The organism is Leifsonia virtsii (assembly GCF_030433675.1).
Lineage (GTDB): Bacteria > Actinomycetota > Actinomycetes > Actinomycetales > Microbacteriaceae > Leifsonia > Leifsonia virtsii.
In genome coordinates this window covers 96,403-114,316 of sequence record NZ_JAROCB010000005.1, presented here as the reverse complement: position 1 = coordinate 114,316, position 17,914 = coordinate 96,403, and the positions used below count along the sequence as shown (strand labels likewise).

General features: G+C 71.1%; 22 protein-coding genes. 7 read left to right on the top strand and 15 right to left on the bottom strand.

Annotation, left to right across the window (positions count from 1 at the left end; all coding sequences use genetic code 11):
- Positions 1 to 44: 44 nt before the first annotated feature.
- Positions 45 to 1,196, top strand: coding sequence for an N-acetylglucosamine-6-phosphate deacetylase (gene nagA / locus P5G59_RS17440; protein WP_301220285.1), 1,152 nt, complete (start codon positions 45 to 47; stop codon positions 1,194 to 1,196).
- Between the two features lie 19 nt (positions 1,197 to 1,215).
- Here the strand turns inward: nagA and P5G59_RS17435 are convergent, their stop codons facing one another.
- The 4 genes from P5G59_RS17435 to P5G59_RS17420 form a co-directional block, all read right to left on the bottom strand.
- Positions 1,216 to 1,863, bottom strand: coding sequence for a biliverdin-producing heme oxygenase (locus tag P5G59_RS17435; RefSeq protein ID WP_301220284.1), 648 nt, complete (start codon positions 1,861 to 1,863; stop codon positions 1,216 to 1,218).
- 122 nt (positions 1,864 to 1,985) lie between these two features.
- Positions 1,986 to 2,567, bottom strand: a complete 582-nt coding sequence (locus tag P5G59_RS17430) for a DUF5666 domain-containing protein (RefSeq protein ID WP_301220283.1) — start codon at positions 2,565 to 2,567, stop codon at positions 1,986 to 1,988.
- A 23-nt stretch (positions 2,568 to 2,590) separates the two neighbouring features.
- On the bottom strand, positions 2,591 to 3,961 hold the full coding sequence (locus P5G59_RS17425; protein ID WP_301220282.1) for a HAMP domain-containing sensor histidine kinase: 1,371 nt from the start codon (positions 3,959 to 3,961) through the stop codon (positions 2,591 to 2,593).
- A gap of 4 nt (positions 3,962 to 3,965) precedes the next feature.
- A complete protein-coding gene (locus P5G59_RS17420; RefSeq protein WP_301220281.1) occupies positions 3,966 to 4,655 on the bottom strand; it encodes a response regulator transcription factor in 690 nt (229 codons plus the stop codon).
- Positions 4,656 to 4,869: 214 nt separating this feature from the next.
- On the opposite strand from P5G59_RS17420, the gene P5G59_RS17415 reads away from it, so the two are divergent.
- Complete coding sequence (locus P5G59_RS17415; protein WP_301220280.1) at positions 4,870 to 5,358, top strand: YajQ family cyclic di-GMP-binding protein; 489 nt, start codon at positions 4,870 to 4,872, stop codon at positions 5,356 to 5,358.
- Here the strand turns inward: P5G59_RS17415 and P5G59_RS17410 are convergent.
- The 5 genes from P5G59_RS17410 to P5G59_RS17390 form a co-directional block, all read right to left on the bottom strand.
- Positions 5,345 to 6,340 (bottom strand): alpha/beta hydrolase, encoded by a 996-nt coding sequence (locus P5G59_RS17410; protein WP_301220279.1) that lies wholly within the window; start codon positions 6,338 to 6,340, stop codon positions 5,345 to 5,347. The two genes, P5G59_RS17415 and P5G59_RS17410, sit on opposite strands and share 14 nt — an antisense overlap.
- A gap of 16 nt (positions 6,341 to 6,356) precedes the next feature.
- Positions 6,357 to 7,742 (bottom strand): FAD-dependent oxidoreductase, encoded by a 1,386-nt coding sequence (locus tag P5G59_RS17405; RefSeq protein ID WP_301220278.1) that lies wholly within the window; start codon positions 7,740 to 7,742, stop codon positions 6,357 to 6,359.
- Positions 7,743 to 7,772: 30 nt separating this feature from the next.
- Positions 7,773 to 8,849, bottom strand: coding sequence for a polyprenyl synthetase family protein (locus P5G59_RS17400; RefSeq protein WP_301220277.1), 1,077 nt, complete (start codon positions 8,847 to 8,849; stop codon positions 7,773 to 7,775).
- Entirely contained in the window at positions 8,849 to 9,880 is a 1,032-nt protein-coding gene (locus tag P5G59_RS17395; protein ID WP_301220276.1) for a class I SAM-dependent methyltransferase, read from the bottom strand. The genes P5G59_RS17400 and P5G59_RS17395 overlap by 1 nt, the downstream gene beginning before the upstream one ends.
- A gap of 95 nt (positions 9,881 to 9,975) precedes the next feature.
- The gene (locus tag P5G59_RS17390; protein ID WP_301220275.1) at positions 9,976 to 10,362 is read right to left on the bottom strand and encodes a PLDc N-terminal domain-containing protein; all 387 of its coding nucleotides are present in this window, start codon (positions 10,360 to 10,362) and stop codon (positions 9,976 to 9,978) included.
- Between the two features lie 140 nt (positions 10,363 to 10,502).
- On the opposite strand from P5G59_RS17390, the gene P5G59_RS17385 reads away from it, so the two are divergent.
- Complete coding sequence (locus P5G59_RS17385; RefSeq protein WP_301220274.1) at positions 10,503 to 11,357, top strand: PPK2 family polyphosphate kinase; 855 nt, start codon at positions 10,503 to 10,505, stop codon at positions 11,355 to 11,357.
- A 10-nt stretch (positions 11,358 to 11,367) separates the two neighbouring features.
- Here P5G59_RS17385 and P5G59_RS17380 read toward each other — a convergent pair whose 3' ends face one another.
- Positions 11,368 to 12,630, bottom strand: a complete 1,263-nt coding sequence (locus tag P5G59_RS17380; RefSeq protein ID WP_301220273.1) for an isochorismate synthase — start codon at positions 12,628 to 12,630, stop codon at positions 11,368 to 11,370.
- Positions 12,631 to 12,782: 152 nt separating this feature from the next.
- Between P5G59_RS17380 and P5G59_RS17375 the strand changes: the two genes are divergently transcribed.
- Positions 12,783 to 13,451 (top strand): GntR family transcriptional regulator, encoded by a 669-nt coding sequence (locus P5G59_RS17375; RefSeq protein WP_301220272.1) that lies wholly within the window; start codon positions 12,783 to 12,785, stop codon positions 13,449 to 13,451.
- Positions 13,451 to 14,152, top strand: a complete 702-nt coding sequence (locus P5G59_RS17370) for a GntR family transcriptional regulator (protein WP_301220271.1) — start codon at positions 13,451 to 13,453, stop codon at positions 14,150 to 14,152. The genes P5G59_RS17375 and P5G59_RS17370 overlap by 1 nt, the downstream gene beginning before the upstream one ends.
- A gap of 35 nt (positions 14,153 to 14,187) precedes the next feature.
- On the opposite strand, the gene P5G59_RS17365 is transcribed toward P5G59_RS17370, so the two are convergent.
- The 5 genes from P5G59_RS17365 to P5G59_RS17345 form a co-directional block, all read right to left on the bottom strand.
- On the bottom strand, positions 14,188 to 14,487 hold the full coding sequence (locus tag P5G59_RS17365; protein WP_301220270.1) for a Dabb family protein: 300 nt from the start codon (positions 14,485 to 14,487) through the stop codon (positions 14,188 to 14,190).
- Entirely contained in the window at positions 14,484 to 14,747 is a 264-nt protein-coding gene (locus P5G59_RS17360; RefSeq protein WP_301220269.1) for a glutaredoxin family protein, read from the bottom strand. The genes P5G59_RS17365 and P5G59_RS17360 overlap by 4 nt, the downstream gene beginning before the upstream one ends.
- 91 nt (positions 14,748 to 14,838) lie before the next feature.
- On the bottom strand, positions 14,839 to 14,937 hold the full coding sequence (locus tag P5G59_RS17355; protein WP_003792170.1) for a 30S ribosomal protein bS22: 99 nt from the start codon (positions 14,935 to 14,937) through the stop codon (positions 14,839 to 14,841).
- Positions 14,938 to 15,007: 70 nt separating this feature from the next.
- Positions 15,008 to 15,220, bottom strand: coding sequence for a helix-turn-helix domain-containing protein (locus P5G59_RS17350; RefSeq protein WP_115696371.1), 213 nt, complete (start codon positions 15,218 to 15,220; stop codon positions 15,008 to 15,010).
- 40 nt (positions 15,221 to 15,260) lie between these two features.
- On the bottom strand, positions 15,261 to 15,686 hold the full coding sequence (locus tag P5G59_RS17345; RefSeq protein WP_115696372.1) for an ArsR/SmtB family transcription factor: 426 nt from the start codon (positions 15,684 to 15,686) through the stop codon (positions 15,261 to 15,263).
- 83 nt (positions 15,687 to 15,769) lie between these two features.
- Here P5G59_RS17345 and P5G59_RS17340 point away from each other — a divergent pair, with 83 nt between their 5' ends.
- On the top strand, positions 15,770 to 17,206 hold the full coding sequence (locus P5G59_RS17340) for a TrkH family potassium uptake protein (RefSeq protein WP_301220268.1): 1,437 nt from the start codon (positions 15,770 to 15,772) through the stop codon (positions 17,204 to 17,206).
- Positions 17,199 to 17,870 carry a potassium channel family protein gene (locus tag P5G59_RS17335; RefSeq protein WP_301220267.1) on the top strand — a complete coding sequence of 224 codons (672 nt, stop codon included), beginning with the start codon at positions 17,199 to 17,201 and terminating at the stop codon, positions 17,868 to 17,870. The genes P5G59_RS17340 and P5G59_RS17335 overlap by 8 nt, the downstream gene beginning before the upstream one ends.
- The last annotated feature ends 44 nt before the right edge of the window (positions 17,871 to 17,914 follow it).

The window sequence follows — 17,914 nt, the reverse complement described above, 5'->3', positions numbered from 1 at the left end:
AACAGAGTGGTACGAGCGAACGCCGGCACAGCGGCGGTCATCGCGTGACCGGCGGCGACCACCTCATCCACTCGGCCCGGCTGGTCGACGGCGGCACCGTCGCCGACGACGCCTGGGTGCGGTTCTCCGGTGGCGCCGTTGCGGCGGTCGGGTCCGGCCCGTCCTGGCGGTCGGAGCCCGCGGTGGCGACGACGGACGCTGCAGGCGCCTGGCTCACGGCCGGGTTCGTCGACATCCACGGGCACGGCGGGGTCGGCGCGAGCTTCGACGACGGCGGCGAGTCGATCGCCCGCGGGCTCGACCTGCACCAGCGCCACGGGACCACCCGCGCCGTGATCTCGCTTGTCACCGCCTCGGTCGCCGAGCTCGCCGGCCGCGTGCGCGGGGTCGCCGCCCTCATGGCGTCCGACCCGCGCATCCTCGGCTCGCACCTGGAAGGTCCCTTCCTCGACGCCGGGCACAAGGGCGCGCACGAGCCGTCGCTGCTGCGGCCTGCGACCCGGGCCGACATCGACACGCTGCTGGAGGCCGCGCGCGGCACCCTGCGTCAGATCACGGTCGCGCCTGAGCTGCCGGGAGGGATGGACGCGGTCCGCGCGTTTGCGGACGCGGGCGTCGCCGTCGCGGTCGGACACACCGGAGCCGACTACGCGCAGGCCCTCGCGGCATTCGAGGCGGGCGCGAGCATCCTGACACACGCCTTCAACGCCATGCCGGGGCTGCACCACCGCGCGCCGGGCCCGGTCGCCGCCGCGGCGAGGACCCCGGGTGTGACGCTGGAGGTCGTCGGCGACGGGGTCCACGTCCATCCCGAGGTCGTGCGGATGCTGTTCGCCTCTGCGCCAGGCCGCATGGCCCTGGTGACGGACGCGATGGCCGCGGCGGGCTCGCAGGACGGCGACTACGTGCTCGGCTCCCTTGCGGTCGAGGTGCGCGGCGGCATCGCGCGGCTGGCGGGCGGCGGATCGATCGCCGGCTCCACCCTCACGCTCGACGACGCGCTGCGCCGTACCGTGCGCGAGGCGGACGTCCCGGTCGCCGAGGCGGTGCGCGCCGTCACGGAGACGCCTGCAGCAGCGGTCGGCCGCGGCCACGATCTCGGGCGACTCGTCCCCGGCTACGCGGCGGACGCCGTGCTGCTCGACGACGACTTCGGGGTGCGTGCAGTTTGGCGCGACGGCGTGCAGGTGGTCTAGAGCCGCCGGACAAGAAGGCTCAGGCGGCGGCCTTCGCGGTCGCCAGGTCGTCGAACAGCTCGGTGTTGAAGCGGAACGCCAGCCCCACCTCGCCGATGACCCGGTCGCGCTCCTCCTCTGTCCACTGCACCGCATCCAGCTGCGACCGGTAGGTGTCCTTGAACAGCTTCGGCTTGGCGATGTCGGCGAACAGGTAGAACCCGACGCCGTTCGTGTCGAAGCCGTACTGCCGCTGCAGCAGGGTGCGGATGATCTGGCCGCCAGACAGGTCGCCGAGATACCGCGTGTAGTGGTGCGCGATGAACCCTCCCGGCCAGCCGGCGCCCACCTCGCGGATGCGGGCGGTGTAGCGCATGGTGGACGGCAGCGGCGCGATGCGGTCGCGCCAGTCCGCGCCGAGGAGGAACTCCAGGTCGGTCTCGATCGCGGGGAGCCGGGTCAGCTTCGGGCTGATGAACAGGGCGGCGACCGGGTCGTCCGCCATCCCCACGGCTGCCTCCTCCAGCGCCTCGTAGATGAAGTAGTGCTGCGCCAGCAGCGCGATGTAGTCGTCGCGCGAGCCCTTGCCGCTCATCAGGTCCTGCATGAAGACCGCGCCTTCGCTCTCCTGGTGGACGCCGCGGGTGCGTTCGCGCAGCGCCTCGGAGAAGGGGATGGGTTCGGCCATGTCGGGTCTCCTGACTCAGGTAAGGCTTGCCTAAGCCTCCCCTACGGCGGCCGTCAGCGTCAAGGCGGGGTCGGGCGCACCCGGCAGGGAGCGCCGACCCCGGGCCTCGAACGTTCGCCCGCTCAGACGCTCGGCGCGGGGGTCGGCGTCGCCTTCGCCGCGTGCGCGCGCAGCGGGACGTGCACGATGCGCGTCGCCGTGACCGTGTCCCCCGAGCGCTTGCCGAGCACGCCGATCCTGCTCCCGGTCGTGAAGCTGTCGCGGGTGGCCGGCGCCTTCTTGGTGCCGAACGCCGTCGACGAGGTGAGCTTCACCGTGAGGGTCTTCCCGGAGGCGGCCTTGATCGTCCAGCTGTCGCCGTTCACCGCCGTCAGCGTGCCGACGGCTCCGTGCTCTGCACGCTTGGCGTGCGCCTTCTTCTTGTGCGCGGTCGAGTGCATGGCGGTGTTGTCGGAGACCGGCGCCACGGCCGCCGGCTGCGTGCTCGCCACCGCCGCGGACACACCCCAGGCCGTCCCGCCGGCGACGACCACCACCGCCAGCACGGCGGCGGCGATGCCGACCCCGATCGCGTGGCGACGGAGGAAGGAGGGGGCGGATGCGGGCGCCGTCGCGGGCGCCGGCGATGCAGCAGGCGCGGCCGGGGCCGCGGGCGTGGTTCCGAGGGGCTCGGTGTCGAACGGTTCGGTGTCGTGGTTGTCCATACCCGAAGCGTCGCAGGGGGATGTCAGCGCTCCGCCGGGGGAATGTAAGAGGACGGTAAGGAGACCGAGAAGGCCGCGCCGCCCTCCGGGGCCGGCCGTACCTCCAGCGTTCCGCCGAGCCTGCCCACGAGCCGGCGGGCGATCGAGAGCCCGAGTCCGGTGCCCACCGGCCGCACGTCCCGGTAACGGGCGTGCAGCTCTCCCCGCTCGAAGGCGACCTCCGTGTCCTCCGCCGTGAGCCCGGGTCCCCCGTCGCGCACCCCGACCCGCACTCCGTCGCCCGCGGAGACGGAGACGACCACCGGGGCGCCCTCCGGCGTCACCCGCAGGGCGTTCTCGATCAGCCCGTCGACCACCTGCCGCAGGCGCGACTCGTCGGTGTCGACCGGGACCGGGCGACCGGGCAGCTCCTCGCGCAGCAGCACGCCGGCACGGGAGGCGACCCCGCTCCACGCCGCGACCGCCCGCTCCACGGTCTCCCGCGCGTCGAAGTGCTGCGGGTCGAGACGGAAGTCGTCGGCCTCCAGCCGCGCCAGCTCCAGCAGATCGTCGAGGAAGCGCCGAAGCCGGTCCGCCTCGGCGGTGAGGGTACCGCCGACGCGCCCGATGTCGTCCGACGGCACGACGCCGTGCGCGAGCGCCTCGGCGTAGCCCCGGATGGCGGTGAGCGGTGTGCGGATCTCGTGCGACACCGAGAGCAGGAACTCGCGCTGCCGGTCCTCGCTGACCGAGAGCGCGGCGTCGAGCCCGCGCAGCGCCTGCGCGATGTCCTCGATCTCGGCCACCGGCTCCCGCTCGATCGCCACGCCGCGGCGTCCGGAGGCCAGCTCACGCGCGCTCCCGGCCAGGCGCGTGAGCGGTCGCCCCAGCCGCCGGGCCAGCAGGACCCCCGCGACCGACGCGACCGCGAGCCCGAGCACCAGGGCGAGCGCCAGCCAGCGGATGAGCTCAGCGCTGGCGGCGGAGATGTCGGCGACCTTGCGCACACCGACCACGCCGCCGCCGTCGGAGGTGGGGATGCCCACCAGCACGGCATCCTTGTCCCCCAGGGTCGTGGTGCCGGACACCACCCGGCCGGCGCGCAGCTCGCGGACGACCGTGCCGCTCACCGACGAGCGCGCGGCCCCGGTGACCGTCCCGTCCGGCTCGACCACCGCGAAGCGGTCGCCGAGCGCCGCCAGCCGCGTCGCCGCCAGGTGCGACCCCGTCGCCCGGGCGGCGACCAGCGCGGTCGCCTGCGCTTTCAGCTGCTGCCGCGCCTGGCTCTCGACGACGCCCTGCACCACCTGCAGGGCGACGATGCCCGTCACCACCACCGCGATCAGGCTCACCGCGAATGTGCCGAGCATGATCCGGGCCGTCACGGACGCGGTCCAGGGCCGTCCGGCGCTCACCGCGTCACGCCTCCTGCTCGGCCGCGCTGTAGCCGACCCCGCGCACGGTGTGGATGACGGATGCGGCTGAACCGAGCTTGAGGCGCACCTGGGCCACGTGGACGTCGACGGTCCGGCTGCTGCTGTAGTCGGCCACGCCCCAGACGGAGGAGAGCAGCTGCTCGCGGGTGAAGACACGTCCCGGCTGCGACATCAGGTGCTCGAGCAGGTCGAACTCCGTCGCCGTGAGCTCTACGCGCGCACCGCCGACCTCCACCCTCCGCCGCAAGGGATCGAGCACGACCGTTCCGATCGTCCGCACCGGCGCGCCGCTGGGCACCGAGGCCCGGCGGATCAGCGCCCGCACCCTCGCCACGAGCTCGCGCGGCGAGAACGGCTTCGTCAGGTAGTCGTCGGCGCCGAGTTCCAGGCCCAGGATGCGGTCGACCTCGTCGTCGCGCGCGGTGACGAAGACCACGGGCGTCCAGTCGCCGCGGGCTCGCAGCGTGCGGCACAGCTCCAGCCCGTCCATCCCGGGGATGCCGATGTCGAGCACGATCGCCACCGGCCGAAGTCGCGCGACGGCCTCCAGGGCGCGGCCGCCGTCGCGCTCGATGTGGACGCCGAACCCACCGTCGGCGAGGTACAGCCGCTCGAGGTCGGCGATGGTCGGCTCGTCCTCGACGACCAGCACCAAGCCCCTGTCCTCGCCCACCCTCTCATCATGGCGGCAGCCCCGCCCGCTCGGGCGCGATCCGCAGACGACTTACCGGTTCTTTACATTCCGCTCTCACGACTGCGGCCTCCCGGAACATCCGCGCCGGGTCGAGCAGCAGCACTCCTTCCGCGGCGGCGCGGTCGCGAGGCCGAGCCACCCACGGCCCGCCCTCGTAGACTGGAGGGGAGCTCAACCGGGAAGGACGGACACCATGGCAGACTCCTCGTTCGACGTCGTCAGCAAGGTCGACAAGATGGAGGCGGACAACGCCGTCAACCAGGCCCGCAAAGAGGTGGACCAGCGCTACGACTTCAAGAACGTCGGCGCCTCCGTCGAGTGGAGCGGCGAGAAGGTGCTCCTGAAGGCCAACACCGAGGAGCGCGTGAAGGCCGTGCTCGAGGTGCTCGAGTCGAAGTTCATCAAGCGCGGGATCACGCTCAAGTCGCTCGACACCGGCGCGCCCTACCCCTCCGGCAAGGAGTTCCGCATCGAGGTCGGGCTGAAGAACGGAATCGAGCAGGACGCCGCGAAGAAGATCAACAAGCTCATCCGCGACGAGGCGCCGAAGAGCGTCAAGTCGCAGATCCAGGGCGACGAGCTCCGCGTCAGCTCCAAGAGCCGCGACGACCTGCAGGCCACCATGGCGCTGCTGAAGAACGCGGACCTCGACGTGGCGCTGCAGTTCGTCAACCTGCGCTGAGGTAGCCCCGCATCCACCGCTCGATCGCGGCGTAGGCGGCGGTGCGCGCGGGCTGCGCCGACAGGAAGACGTCGTGCAGCGCGTCCTGCACCCAGGACACCGCCACGTCGCCGGCGAGGCCGAGTGCACGCTCGGCGATGTCGCGCACGACGAGCACGACGTCGGAGGTGAGCATCGCCGGCGTCCAGTAGGGCAGGATCGTCGACCGCGCCGACAGCAGGGTCAGCACCGGTACGTCGATGTGCAGCCCGGCGGCCACTCGCGCGTGACCGGCGAGCACGGCGGTGAGCCATGCGGGGTGCACGCGGAAGCCGCGCACCGGGCGCCACGCCAGGTCGTAGTCCCACTCGCCGTCCATCGTGCGGGAGACGGTCCGGGTGTAGAAGCCGAGGTCGACGTTCGGCATCGCCGCCTTCGGGTCGAGCCGGGCGTGCAGGTCGATCAGCGGCGCCAGGGCCGCGCGGCCCGCGGAGTGCGCCTGGAACTCCAGCCACGGGCTGTTCAGGATGAGCGCGTGCGCCCGTCCCGGATGCCGGTCGGCCCACAGGCTGAGCGTGAGACCGCCGGTCGAATGCCCGAGCAGGATGAGGCGCCGGCGCGGCTGCTCGCCCTCCCCGTGCTCGATCGCCTCCAGGGCCGCCGCGATGTCCTCGTCGTACACCGCGAGGTCGTCGACGAAGCCGGGCGTCTGGCCGTCGCGGAGGCTGCGGCCGTACTTGCGCAGGTCGAGCGCGTGGAACCGGGCGCCCTGGCCGTGCCAGAAGCGGGCCAGCTCGGTCTGGAAGAAGTAGTCCGACCAGCCGTGCACGTACAGCACGTCGGCGTCCGCCGCCGGCCCCCGGTGCAGGTGCAGCCGCGGCGGCGGTGAGTAGCGGACCAGCGTCGCCACCACGTCGCCCTCGGCGTCCGGGCGCAGCGGAAGCGTGAGCTGCTCGAAGTGCTCCCCGAGGATGTCGGGTCGCCACTCGGGCCGGGGAGCCATGCCCCGAGGCTACCGCCTACTCGGCGGAGGGCCCGCTCGCGACCGTCTCGGAGTTGGACACACGCACCATCTCGTCGCGCGGGACCACCTTGATGCGCGCGCGGCCGCGCTCCGCGCCGAGCGCCTGCTCGTACGCGTCGAGGTTGTGCCAGCCGTCGAGGTTCGTGTACTCCACACCCCGCTCGCGCAGCAGGTTCTCCACAGATTCCTCGGAAGGGTCTGCGGGCGACCACCAGTTGCCCTGATCGTTGATCACATGCTTGATCGTCTCCATGGCATCCGACTTGGTGTGGCCGATGAGCCCGACAGGGCCCCGCTTGATCCACCCGGTCGCGTAGACGCCGTACATGCGCTCGTTGTCGCCCTTGCGCAGCACCTGGCCCTCGTGGTTCGGGATGACGCCGTGCTTCCGGTCGAACGGGATGCCGGGGAGCGGCGAGCCGAAGTAGCCGACCGCACGGTAGAGCGCGTCGATCTCGAGCTCCCGGATCTCGCCGGTGCCGCGCACGCCGCCCTCGCCGTCCGGCTCGGTGCGCTCGTACCGCAGCGCGCGCACGTTCCCGTGCTCGTCGCCGACCACCTCGAGCGGCTTGGCGTAGAAGTGCAGGTGCAGCCGGCGCGAGGCGTTGCCGACCTCGCGCTGCCGCCACTGCTGCAGCACCCGGTCGATCACCATGACCTGCTTGTTGCTGGCGATGGCGGCCTTCGACTGCTCGTCGTAGTCGAAGTCCTCGTCGTACAGGATCATGTCGACGTCGCGCAGTTCGCCGAGCTCGCGCAGCTCCAGCGGCGTGAACTTGACCTGCGCCGGGCCGCGGCGGCCGAAGACGTGCACGTCGGTGACGGGCGAGGCCTTCAGGCCCTCGTAGACGTTGTCGGGGATCTCGGTCGGCAGCAGGTCGTCGGCGTGCTTCGCGAGCATCCGGGAGATGTCGAGGGCGACGTTTCCGTTGCCGATCACGGCCACCGACTTCGCCTCCAGCGGCCAGGTGCGCGGCACGTCGGGGTGGCCGTCGAACCAGCTGACGAAGTCGGCCGCGCCGTACGAGCCGTGCAGCTCGACGCCGGGGATCTCGAGGTCGGCGTCGCGTACGGCGCCCGTGGCGAAGATCACGGCGTTGTAGTGCCGCTTGAGGTCGTCCAGCGTGATGTCGCGGCCGAACTCCACGTTGCCGAAGATGCGGATGTCGCCGCGGTCGAGCACCTCGCGGAGTGCGGTGATGATGCCCTTGATGCGCGGGTGGTCGGGGGCGACGCCGTAGCGCACGAGGCCGTAGGGCGCGGGGAGCTGCTCGAAGAGGTCGATCGACACGTCGAAGCCCCGCTCCGCCTTCAGCAGGATGTCGGCGGCGTAGATGCCCGCCGGGCCGGCGCCGACGATGGCCAGTCGCAGTTTGGTCATGCGTTGATTCCTTCTGGGGTTGCTTGTCGCTCAGCTGGAGCGTTCGACGATGGTGTCCGCGAACCGGACCAGCGCCTTCTTCACCGCGCCGTCCGGCAGGGGTGCGAGCGCCTCGACGGCCTCTCGGGCCCAGCGGTGCGCCTCCTCCAGCGTCTGCCGGGTGACGTCGTGCTCGCGCAGCGCGGCGATGGCCTCCATGGCGGCGGGGGTGACCTCGCCGTCCTCGGCCGAGCCGATGACGTCCCGTTCGAGCCGTTCGAGAAGCGCCGCCGCCTCGGCGTCGCCCGCCGCGCGCTCGCGCAGGCGCAGCACGGGAAGCGTCGCGACGCCGGCACGGAGGTCGTTGCCCGGCGTCTTGCCGGTCTCCGCGACCCCCTGCGACGACAGGTCGATCACGTCGTCGATGAGCTGGAAGGCGACGCCGATCTTCTCGCCGAACACGACGACCGGCTGCTCGTACTCCTCGGGGGCGTTGGAGAAGACGACGCCCATCTGCGCGGCGACGGCGATCAGCGACCCGGTCTTGTCTTCGAGCACGCGGATGTAGTGCTCGATCGGGTCCTCGTCCTCGCGCGGTCCGATGGTCTCGTGCAGCTGGCCGAGGCAGAGCCGCTCGAAGGTGTCCGCCTGGAGCTGGATGGCCCGCTCTCCGAGCGCCGAGACGAGCTTGCTCGCGCGCGCGAACAGCAGGTCTCCGGTCAGGACGGCCACCGAGTTGCCCCAGACGAACTGCGCGCTCGGAACGCCTCGGCGCATCTGCGAGTCGTCCATGACGTCGTCGTGGTAGAGCGAGGCGAGGTGGGTGATCTCGACCGCGGCCGCGGCCTGGATGACGTCGGCGTTGGTGCCGTCACCCAGCTGGGCGGCGAGAAGCGTGAGCATGGGCCGCACCCGCTTGCCGCCCGCCTCGAGCAGGTAGCGGGCGGTGACGTCCGCCAGGTTGTCGGCGAAGTGCATCTCGCGGTGCAGGCCCTCTTCGACCTGCGCCAGGCCGTCGTCGACGGCGGTCGCCAGCTCGCGGTCCTGGCCGCGGAGGAAGATCCGTTCGGTGAAGCCCAGTTGGCCGGTCAGCGACGGTCGCCGAACAGCCGGGACACTTCGTGGCACTACTCCCCCTCGGACGGGACGGCGGATGCGGAATCGGTCGGCTTCGGCTTGGGCTTCTGCGTCGCGGTGGGCTTCGGCTTCGAGGCCGACGCCGGCTTCGGCGCGGCGGCGGGCTTCGGCTGGGTGGCCTTCGGCTGCGCGGGCTTCGCCTGCGCGGCCTTCCCCTGCGTTCCGGGCTTCGCAGAGGGCTTCGGCGCGGCGGCGGGCTTCGGATTGGATGCGGCAGCCGCCTCGGGCTTCGGCTTCGGCTTCGGCGCCGTCCGGGGCTTCGACGCGGCCTTCGGCTTAGCCGCAGGAGCGGCCTTCGGCGCCTCCTCGACGACGGCGCGCTCGGGCTTGAACCCGCGATGAAGCGCCACGATCCCCGCGGTCAGGTTTCGGTACGCGACGCGCTCGAATCCCGCCTCTCGCAGCCAGCCGGCCAGCGCCTGCTGGTCGGGCCAGGCCTGGATCGACTCCATCAGGTACTCGTACGCGGCCGGGTTGGAGCTGGCGACGCGGGCGAGCACCGGCATCCCGTACTTGAGGTAGGCGGCGTACCCGGCGCGGATCGGCGCGAGCGGCGGCTGCGAGAACTCGCACACCACGACCCGGCCGCCCGGGCGCACCACCCGGTAGAACTCGGCGAGCGCCTTCTTCGGATCGACGATGTTGCGCAGCCCGAACGAGACGGTCACCGCGTCGAACGAGTCGTCGTCGAACGGCAGCGCGGTCGCGTCGGCCTGCACGAAGCGCACGAAGGGGTTGTCCGCCTGACGACGGCGGCCCACCTCGATCATGCCCTCGGAGAAGTCGGCGGCGACGACGGAGGCGCCGTTGCGCGCGAGCGAGGCGCTCGAGGTGCCCGTCCCCGCCGCGACGTCGAGGATCGTCTCGCCCGCGCGCGGCGCGACGGCTCGCGTCGTCGCCACACGCCACAGCGCCGCGTTCCCGGCCGACAGGACCGCGTTCGTCCTGTCGTAGCGCGTCGACACCTGGTCGAACATGGCGGCGACCTGGGCGGGCTGCTTGCTGAGGTCGGCCTTACTCACCCCACCAGCTTAGGCTGCGGTCCCGGTCGCCTGCATTCCAGCGGCAGGATGCACGCCGAACGGTCAGGCGGCGCTGCTGCGCGCGAGACACCGGTTCAGTACCGCTCTCCCAGCGCCTTGGCCCTCAGCGCGTTGAACTCGCCCGTGCTGATGACGCCCTGGTCGAGCAGCGTCTGCGCCTGCTGGATGTCGGCCGCCGGTGTGGCCGACGCGGTCGGATGCTGCCCCCAGCTGTCGTCCTCCGGCACGGTGGCCTGGCGCGCCAGGTTGCGCTCCGCCATCCCGCGACCGCGCGCGATGAGGTACACGAGCACTCCGAGCACCGGGAAGAAGACGAGGAAGATCACCCACAGCGCCTTCCACCAGCCGTTCAGGTGGTGGTCCCGGAACAGATCCACCAGCACGGTGAACAGCACCATCAGGAACGCGACGAACGCGAAGATCCAGAAGACGTACAGGAAGACGCTCCAGAACGTGCCCATCTCGGACTCCTCTCGACGCGCACACCGTAATGCCGCGCGACGAGTCGTGGCTAGAACGCATTTCGGCCGGCCCCCGGAGGACTACCATGGGCGCCCCAGGCGCACGCGCGGCGACGACGCGGCGGGACGAGGAGGCGACGGTGTCCGACGACACGTACTGGACGGGCGATCCCTACGAACTGCTGCGTGCGGAGCCCGGTTTCCGTCTCGCCGACCAGCCGACGGACGCGACGCCCGGCTTCAAGGGCGGCAAGGCCGACAGGGAGAAGGCGCTCGCGGACGGCGAGAGCGTCCTGGCCGGCCTGCAGGAGCTGCTGTTCGCGTGCGGCAGGGAGGGTGAGTCGCGCTCGGTGCTGCTCGTGCTCCAGGCGATGGACACCGCGGGCAAAGGCGGCATCGTCTCCCACGTGATCGGCGCGATGAACCCGGGCGGCGTCCACTACGCGGGCTTCGGGAAGCCGACACCGGAGGAGCTCGCGCACGACTTCCTCTGGCGGGTCTGGCGCGAGGTGCCGAAGGCCGGCCAGGTCGGGGTGTTCGACCGCAGCCACTACGAGGACGTCCTGATCGGCCGCGTGCGCAACCTGGCCCCCGCGGACGAGATCGAGCGCCGGTACGGCGCGATCAACGCGTTCGAGCAGGAACTGACCGAGGCCGGGACCACGATCGTCAAGGTCATGCTGCACCTCGGCCGCGACGAGCAGAAGAAGCGGCTCGCCTCCCGCCTGGAGCGCCCGGACAAGCTGTGGAAGTTCAACCCGGCCGACGTGGACGAGCGCCTCCGCTGGGACGGCTACCAGGACGCGTACCAGCTCATGCTGGAGCGCACCTCGACCGAGAACGCGCCGTGGTTCGTCGTCCCCGCCGACCACAAGTCGTACGCGAGGGTCGCGGTCCAGCAGCTCCTCATCGTGGCCCTGCAGCGTCTCGATCTGCGCTGGCCGACGCCGAACTACGACGTCGAGGAGCAGAAGCGACGGCTCGCCGAGTCCTGAAACGCGGCTCTCAGCCGAACGCCTCCACGATCGGCCGGAACTTCATCGTGGTCTCCGCGAGCTCCCGATCCGGGTCGGAGTCCGCGACGATCCCGGCGCCGGCGTAGGCGGTCAGGTCGCCCTCCGGGGTCACCTGGGCGCAGCGGAGGGCGATCGCCCACTCGCCGTCGCCGTCGCCGCCGACCCAGCCGACCGGTCCGGCGTAGCGGCCGCGGTCGAACGGCTCCAGCTCCCGGATGAGCTCCACGGCGTCGCGGCGCGGGGTGCCGGCGACCGCGGCGGTCGGATGCAGCGCGGCGGCGAGGTCGAGCGAACTCGAGCCGTCGCTCAGCATCCCGGCGACGTCGGTGGCCAGGTGCCAGAGGTTCGGGAGCTTCAGGGTGAAGGGCTCCTCGCTGGCCGCCAGGTCCGCGCTGTGCGGGCGGAGCGCATCCATCACGCTCGTGACGGCGAAGCGGTGCTCGCCCTGGTCCTTGGCGCTCGCCGCGAGAGAGGCAGCGGCGGCGGCGTCCTTCGCCGCGTCCGAGCCGCGCGAGATGGTGCCGGCGAGCACGCGCGCGGTGACCGTCCCGTGGTGCACGCGCACCAGCGTCTCCGGCGACGAACCGACGAGCCCGTCGACGGCGAACGTCCAGCAGTCGGGGTAGCCGAGGGCGAGCTCCACCAGGGCGCGGCGGAGGTCGGACTCCAGGGGCAGGTGGCCGCGCAGCTCGCGGGCGAGCACGACCTTGGAGAGGTCCTGCTCCCGGATGTGCTCGACGGCGCGCGCCACGGCGGTGCGGTAGCCGTCGTCGTCGAGCCGGCCCGGCAGGAGGCTCAGCCGGTACTCGTCGCCGAACGGCGTCGGGTGCGGCAGCACGGAGGACGGCGGCTCCCCCGCCCGGCGGATACGCGTGACCCAGCTCCTGCTGCCGCGGCGCCCGATCACGAGCTCCGGGACGATGAGGGTGCTCGTCGCAGTGCTCTCGTCGTCGAAGGCGAACGTGCCGAAGGCCACGAGACCGGTTCCGGGAGTGCGGACGGCGTCGTCGACGACCGCTGCGGCGGCGGTGGCCCGCCAGGCCGCGGAGGCCTGCTGGATGCGGTCGGGGCCGGAGAAGTCGAGCCGGAGCACCTCGCCGACGGCGGCCATGCCCTCGCCTTTGCGCAGCCAGAGCAGCGGGGTGCGGGAGTCGAGGAAGGGGATGAGCTGGCGGACGTCATCGAGTGGAGCGGTCTCGGCCTCCAGGACCGTCACGCCAGTCTCCCGCCGTGCGGTCGGGGCTGTACTCACCGGACCAGCCTACGCCCGCGACGCTGTGCGCCCGGTGCGCGTGGGATGGGCGTCCGCTGCGCGTGCAGATGCCCGGAATTGCAAGCAATGCAGGCTTTCAACACGTGGTATTTCGGGGCCGAACCGCTCACGTTCGGATGTAACATGCCTCTATGCCCGTGCCCGTGACAGAGGCCGCCAGCCCCCGGCGGCTCATCCGAGACGAAGTCTTCCAGCGCCTCCTCGACGCCATCGTCGGCGGGGACCTCCTTCCCGGCGAGCAGCTCTACGACGCCGAGATCGAGCGGTGGGTCGGCGTCTCCCGCACCCCGGTGCGCGAAGCGCTCAACCAGCTCGCCGCGATGGGCCTGGTGGAGATCCTGCCCCAGCGGCGCACCCGCGTCACGCCGATCGACCCGGAGCGGCTGCGCCAGCTGATCGCGACCGTCGGCGTGCTGGTCACCGGCGTCGTCCGCGACGCGACCCCGCTGCTGACCGACGACGACCGCGAGGCGCTGCGCACGGCCGCCGACGGCGACGCCGCGACCGCAGTGCGCACCGCCCTCTCGGCCGACGGCCTCGTGGGCGTCTACGTGCGCCGCCTCGACAACGGCACCATCGCCCGCCTGCTCAAGCGCCACCTGCCCGAGGTGCAGCGCGCGCTCAACGCGGTCAAGTCGGACTCGGCGTTCGACAAGGCCCGCGGCTCGCTCAAGGCGCTGGCCGACGCCGGCGTCGCGGGCAAGGGCGACAAGGCGGCCCGCGCCGCCGCCGACCTGTTCGACAAGACGCTTCCGGCGATCGCCGACGAGTTCGTGTCCACCCAGAAGGAGATGCGCTGATGCCGCTGCCCGTGAGCGACACCGCACCCGTCGAGCGGCGACTGCTGCGCGACGTCGTCTACAGCCGTCTCTACGAGGGCATCCTCGACGGCACCCTGGAGCCTGGCGAGACCCTGCTCGACGAGAAGCTCACCGCCTGGCTCGGCGTCTCCCGCACGCCCATCCGCGAGGCCCTGATGAAGCTCGCCGACCTCGGGCTCGTCGAGATGGCGCCGAACCGGTACACGCGTGTCGCGCCGATCGACCTCAAGGCGATCGACGAGGCCATCTACAGCACCGGCCTCCTGTACGAGAAGGCGGCCAGGACGTTCGTCCCGACCATCGACAACGCCACCATCGCGAGCCTCGACAAGGCGCTCAAAGAGGTGCGCAAGGCGTCGAAGGGCCGTGAACTCCCCGCCCTCGGCCACGCCTTCAACGACTTCTTCCTCGACCTGGTGCGCTCGGGCGGCAATGACGTGCTCACCGCGATGAGCGAGGGCCTCAGTCCCCAGCTGCTGCGCTACGTGTCGGTGTGGCAGACGCCGTTCGGCGTCGACGACCTCCCCGGAGCCCTCGCCGACATCCTCGCCGCGGCGAAGGAGCGCGACGGCGCGAAGGCCGGCGACCTGGTGAAGGCGCTCTACTCCGGGACGCTGACGCAGTTCCTGCAGGACTACCGCCGCCGCGACGTGGACATCGCCCAGAGCCCGGTGCTCTGAGTCCGGTGCTCTGAGCCGGTGGTCAGAGCCGGTGGTCAGACCTCGAAGTCGACCGCTGCGCGTCCGGCCACGACCGAGCGGATGTACCCCGCCACCTCCAGGTGCGCGGGGTGATCCTGATAGATCCGGATGTCGTCCAGGCTGTCGAAGTCGCTGATCAGCACCACGTCGAAGTCGTCACCGGGCGCGACCGTCACGCCGACCTCCGCAGAGCGGAGCTCGGGGATGACGGCGGGCAGCGACTCGAGCCCGCTCTTGATGCGGGCGGCCTGCTCGGCGCGCTCCTGCTCGTCGGTGGTCGCGAGCTTCCACGAGACGACGTGGCGGATGGTCATCGGGCCTCCAGCAGGGCGGTTCGCAGGCGGACGGGATCGACGCGCCAGTAGGTGTGCATGCGTCCATCGACCAGGACGACCGGGATGTCCTCGACGTACTTCTCGTGGAGGTCGGGCTCCTGCAGGATGTCCCGCTCCTCGACGGTCACCGTCGGCGCATCGGCCGGCAGGTCGGCGATCACGGAGCGGACGACCTCCCTCGCGTCATCGCAGAGGTGGCAGCCGGGCTTGCCGATGAGCGTCAGGGACACGGTGGACACGCATCCACTCTAAACGGCACGGCCGGGAGCCTCGACGCACAGCAAGAAGCGCCGGCCCGGGTGGACCGACGCTTGAGCCGCAGACCGGGGTCTACTTCTTGTTGCGACGCTGGTGGCGCGTCTTGCGAAGAAGCTTGCGGTGCTTCTTCTTCGCCATACGCTTGCGACGCTTCTTGATAACGGAACCCACGTAGACCTCACAAAGAATCAGGGGTATGCCGCGGGGCGCGCGGCGACACGAAGAGCAAGTCTACCCGACGTCACGCCGAGTCCGCGACGCCGCCCTCACGGTAGGTGGCCGCATCGAGCAGATGCTCGACCGCCGACTCGGGAACGCGGAACGAACGCCCGAAGCGGATGGCCGGAAGCTCACCCGCGTGGACGAGGCGGTACACGGTCATCCGGGACACGCGCATCATGTCGGCCACCTCGGCGACCGTCAGGAAGCGCACGTCCTTCAGGTCGTGTGCCATCGCTCTGTCCTCCTCTGTGGGGACATCGTACTCGCCGGGGTCAGTCCTTGCGCCACTTCTTCGGCGTCACGCGCTCGGTGGCCGACGAGACGCGGTGGCGGGTGTCCGCCAGCACCTTGCCGACCGAGCTCGCGAACTCCCGCGTCTCCTCCGCCAGGCGCACGGTCAGGGCGACGTCCTCCTCGGATGCCGTGAACGGAATGACCCAGTCCTCCACCGCCTCCAGCGGCCCGGCGTCGAGCCGGTAGTAGCGGTGCTGGCCCTCCTCGCGCACGGACACCAGCCCGGCCTCGCGCAGGACCTTCAGGTGCTTCGACACCGTCGGCTGGCTCAGTTCGAGCGTGGCGACGATCTCGGAGACGGATATCTCGCCGACGGAATGCGTCGCCTCCGTGTTGCGGTCGAGCAGCACGCGGAGGATGTCGCGGCGCGTCGGATCGGCGATCACGTCGAAGATGTCGGCCATGCCCCAAGGCTAGCCATTCGCCAGGCGCAGTACCATGTCCGAAGCCCGCCCCGACCAGACGAGACGACGGGAAGGACCGACAGATGAGCGCCACCCGGGTGGCCCGCGGCCTCCCCGCGACGCCGGTCGGACGCGTCCGAGCGGCGATCAACGCCTTCGCGGCGCGCAGTCCTTCGCGGTTCGCGATCCTCGTGTTCACCCTGCTGATCCTGGTGTTCACGCTGCTGTTCTCGCTGCCGATCTCGTCGGCGAACGGACGCTGGACGCCGCTCGCCGATTCCCTGTTCACGGCGGTCTCCGTCATCTGCGTCACCGGTCTGTCCACGGTCGACATGGCGACGCACTGGTCCGTCTTCGGGCATCTGCTGGTCTACATCGGCGTGCAGGTGGGCGCGGTCGGAGTGCTGACGATGGCATCCATCCTCGGCCTCGTGATCTCGCGCAAGCTCGGGCTGCGGGCGAAGCTCATGGCGGCGAGCGACAGCAACCCGCTCCGGATGCACTCCGGCCCGGTGGCCGAGGGCCAGGCCGTGCGCCTCGGCGAGGTCGGCAAACTCCTGACGACCGTCGCGATCAGCATGGTCGTCATCGAGGGCGGCATCGCCCTGCTGCTGTTCCCCCGGATGCTGATCGCCGGGATCGACGTCGGCACCGCCGCCTGGGAGTCGCTGTACTACTCGGCGATGGCGTTCACGAACACCGGCTTCACGCCGAACGCGGAGGGCATCCAGGCGTTCGCGACGGACTACTGGTTCCTCACGGCGCTGATGATCGGCGTGTTCCTCGGCGCGATCGGGTTCCCGGTCATCTTCGCCATCGCATCCAATCTTCGGCAGAAGCGGCGGCGGTGGGGCATCCACGTCAAGCTGACGGTGCTGACCTCGCTGATCCTGCTGGTCGCGGGCGCGGTGCTCTACATCGTGCTCGAGTACGACAACCCGAAGACCTTCGGGCATCTGGATGCCGGCCACACCGTGTTCCAGTCCTTCTTCCTGTCCACCATGGCGCGGTCAGGAGGCTTCTCGACCATCCCGATCGACGACCTCCACGGGTCGAGCCTGCTCGTGACCGACATGCTGATGTTCATCGGCGGCGGCTCGGCCTCGACCGCGGGCGGCATCAAGGTGACCACCCTCGCCGTCCTCTTCCTGGCCGCATTCGCCGAGGCGCGCGGTGTGGAGTCGATGGATGCGTTCAAGCGCCGCATCCCGATCGACGTGCTGCGGCTGTCCGTGTCGGTGGCGCTGTGGGGCGCGACCATCGTGGCGGTGTCGAGCATCCTCATCCTGCAGATCACGAAGGCGCCGCTCGACCATGTGCTGTTCGACGTCATCTCCGCGTTCGCGACCTGCGGGCTCTCGACCGGCCTGACCGAGCGACTGCCCGACGCCGGCGTCTACGTGATGGCGGCCACGATGTTCTGCGGGCGCGTTGGTACAGTGACTCTCGCCGCCGCGCTGGCGCAGAGCCAGCGGCGACAGCTCTACCACAACCCGGAGGAGAGGCCGCTCGTTGGGTGACCGGATCAAGCACAACGCGCCCGTCCTCGTGATCGGCCTCGGCCGCTTCGGCGCCGCCACCGCGGGCCAGCTCGACCGGCTCGGCCGCGAGGTCCTCGCCATCGACACCGACGCGAACCTCGTGCAGAAGTGGGCCGACCGGGTCACCCACACCGTGCAGGCGGACGCCCGCTCGATCGAGACGCTGCGGCAGATCGGCGCGGAGGACTTCTCCATCGCCGTGGTCGCCGTCGGATCATCGATCGAGGCGAGCGTGCTCATCACCGCCAACCTGGTCGACCTCAAGGTGCCGCAGATCTGGGCGAAGGCGATCTCGAAGTCGCACGGCAAGATCCTGGAGCGCATCGGCGCCAACCACGTGATCTACCCGGAGGCCGAGGCGGGAGAGCGCGCGGCGCACCTGGTGTCGGGACGGATGCTCGACTTCATCGAGTTCGACGACGACTTCGCGCTCGTGAAGATGTACCCGCCGAAGCCGATCCGCGGCCTCCCGCTCGGCCAGTCCGGTGTCCGGTCGAAGCACAACATCACGGTCGTCGGCGTGAAGCCGCCCGGCCGCCCCTTCACCTACGCGACCCCCGAGACCGTCGTCACCGACCACGACCTCATCATCGTCTCCGGCTCCTCCGCCGACATAGAGCGCTTCGCCGCCCTCGAGTCCTGACCATCGCTTCCTCGATTAATCTGTCGCCGGGGCCCTGAGAACCA

Excerpts from the sequence above, each read along its gene's own strand:
- P5G59_RS17435 (WP_301220284.1), bottom strand. The coding sequence starts at position 1,863 with ATGGCCGAACCCATCCCCTTCTCCGAGGCGCTGCGCGAACGCACCCGC.
- P5G59_RS17430 (WP_301220283.1), bottom strand. The coding sequence starts at position 2,567 with ATGGACAACCACGACACCGAACCGTTCGACACCGAGCCCCTCGGAACC.
- P5G59_RS17415 (WP_301220280.1), top strand. The coding sequence starts at position 4,870 with ATGGCAGACTCCTCGTTCGACGTCGTCAGCAAGGTCGACAAGATGGAG.
- P5G59_RS17410 (WP_301220279.1), bottom strand. The coding sequence starts at position 6,340 with ATGGCTCCCCGGCCCGAGTGGCGACCCGACATCCTCGGGGAGCACTTC.
- P5G59_RS17405 (WP_301220278.1), bottom strand. The coding sequence starts at position 7,742 with ATGACCAAACTGCGACTGGCCATCGTCGGCGCCGGCCCGGCGGGCATC.
- P5G59_RS17390 (WP_301220275.1), bottom strand. The coding sequence starts at position 10,362 with ATGGGCACGTTCTGGAGCGTCTTCCTGTACGTCTTCTGGATCTTCGCG.
- P5G59_RS17375 (WP_301220272.1), top strand. The coding sequence starts at position 12,783 with ATGCCCGTGCCCGTGACAGAGGCCGCCAGCCCCCGGCGGCTCATCCGA.
- P5G59_RS17370 (WP_301220271.1), top strand. The coding sequence starts at position 13,451 with ATGCCGCTGCCCGTGAGCGACACCGCACCCGTCGAGCGGCGACTGCTG.
- P5G59_RS17365 (WP_301220270.1), bottom strand. The coding sequence starts at position 14,487 with ATGACCATCCGCCACGTCGTCTCGTGGAAGCTCGCGACCACCGACGAG.
- P5G59_RS17350 (WP_115696371.1), bottom strand. The coding sequence starts at position 15,220 with ATGGCACACGACCTGAAGGACGTGCGCTTCCTGACGGTCGCCGAGGTG.
- P5G59_RS17345 (WP_115696372.1), bottom strand. The coding sequence starts at position 15,686 with ATGGCCGACATCTTCGACGTGATCGCCGATCCGACGCGCCGCGACATC.
- P5G59_RS17340 (WP_301220268.1), top strand. The coding sequence starts at position 15,770 with ATGAGCGCCACCCGGGTGGCCCGCGGCCTCCCCGCGACGCCGGTCGGA.